Raw genomic sequence first — 1,531 nt, forward strand, 5'->3', positions numbered from 1 at the left:
ATCTTCGGATACTTGGCCGCGACCTCCTTGACCGCCGGCGCGTACACATAGCCGACACCGATGATCGGGTTGTAACCCGCCTTGGCGAGCTGCTCAAGCCGCGCCGCCTTGTCGGCGTCCGTCTCGTTGTCACTCGGCTCGACGTCCCGCCCGCCGATCTTGAACTCCGCCTCGGCCTTCTGGAAACCGGCGAACGCGGCGTCATTGAACGACTGGTCGCCCTTGCCGCCGATGTCATAGGCCAGACCGATGCCCTTGCTTTCGCCGCCCCCGGTGGAGGAGCTGGTGGAACTGCTCCCACAAGCGGACATGGTGACGGCGAGGGCCGCGGTGGCGGCGCCTGCGATGGCGATACGGGACACCCTGCGCATGGTACGAGACTCCTTTGTGCAAGCGCCCATACCAGGCGCTGATTCCGCCGCAGCGTAACGCGCGTAGACATATCAGAGAACCCCGTCTTGCCAGAGCGTTATCCGACCGTTTCGAACTCTCGGCCCGACACGCGCCCCAGTGTCATGTACAGCCACTCGCAGGCCGAAGATCCATCTGCGGAAGGATCTTTACGCAGCGCTCCCTGCGGCACGATCCGTGATCGAGTCACGTACCCCGCAGGCCGACCAACCTGCGGGTATCTCTCTGGATCCCTGGGGAGGATCATGAAACTGAACAAGATTGCGGCCGCCACGGCGGGCGTCGGCGTGGTGGGTGTGGCGACGCCTGCCATGGCCTCGACGAACTGCAGCACGTGGACTTCCTCGGACCGGTCCACGGGTTACGGCCAGTGCACCGGCGGAGACACCCGCTTCGACGTCCACCGCGTGAAGGTGGTCTGCATCGGTCCCACCGGCAGCACGTTCAACGTCTACGGCAAGTGGGTCAACACCCGCAACGGCGAGACCTCCAAGGGCGTCTGCACCACCGACACGAAGAAGTCCGGTGTCGAGGTCTACAGGATGAGGATCGAGACCGACAGGCTCTGATCCTCGGTCCAGAGTGCGCACTCGCTCACGGACACCATGAGGAAGCCCCGGGGCGGCGACCCCGGGGCTTCCTCGTCAGCAGGTCGGGCCGGAGGCCGACGGCACACTCACTGCGTGTTGACAGTGACCGTGCCACCGACAATGTCCTGCTTGGCCTTCTCCACGGCGGCGACGACGTTCTTCATCGCCACGTACTTCGGGTTGGAGTCGGCGAAGCCGACGCCACCGGACTTCAGGTCGCCGCGGATCTCACCCGACAGCGCCTTGCCGTCGACGACGGACTTGACCAGGTCGTACACCGCGCCGCCGACGTTCTTCAGAGCGGAGCCGAGAATGTAGTCCTTGTACTTGGCGAGGGCACTCTGCTTGTACTGGTCGGAGTCCACGCCGATGGCCCACACCTTGTGCGCGGCGGCGGACTTGATCACGCCCTGGCCCGAGAGGCCGGCGGCGGCGTAGATCACGTCGGCACCGGAGTCGATCTGACCGTTCGCGGCACTCTCGCCCTTGTCCGGGCTGGAGAAACCACCCTCCTGAGGCGTCTGCGTCAG

General features: G+C 65.3%; 3 protein-coding genes. 1 reads left to right on the top strand and 2 read right to left on the bottom strand.

The features are described 5' to 3' along the window. Window positions 1-371, bottom strand: a 371-nt coding sequence (locus ABZ396_RS40705; RefSeq protein ID WP_359187202.1) for a BMP family ABC transporter substrate-binding protein, incomplete at its 3' end; no start/stop codon positions are given. 285 nt (window positions 372-656) lie between these two features. Here ABZ396_RS40705 and ABZ396_RS40710 point away from each other — a divergent pair. Continuing rightward, window positions 657-980: a hypothetical protein gene (locus ABZ396_RS40710; RefSeq protein WP_358915777.1), complete on the top strand. Its 324-nt coding sequence runs from the start codon at window positions 657-659 to the stop codon at window positions 978-980. A gap of 107 nt (window positions 981-1,087) precedes the next feature. Here ABZ396_RS40710 and ABZ396_RS40715 read toward each other — a convergent pair. Beyond that, the coding region (locus ABZ396_RS40715) for a BMP family ABC transporter substrate-binding protein (protein ID WP_359187206.1) at window positions 1,088-1,531 on the bottom strand (444 nt) is incomplete at its 5' end.

It is taken from the genome of Streptomyces sp. NPDC005866, from assembly GCF_040629895.1.
Lineage (GTDB): Bacteria > Actinomycetota > Actinomycetes > Streptomycetales > Streptomycetaceae > Streptomyces.

What these genes read in the sequence shown, in the direction of transcription:
- ABZ396_RS40710 (WP_358915777.1), top strand. Translation starts at nt 657, where the DNA reads ATGAAACTGAACAAGATTGCGGCCGCCACGGCGGGCGTCGGCGTGGTG.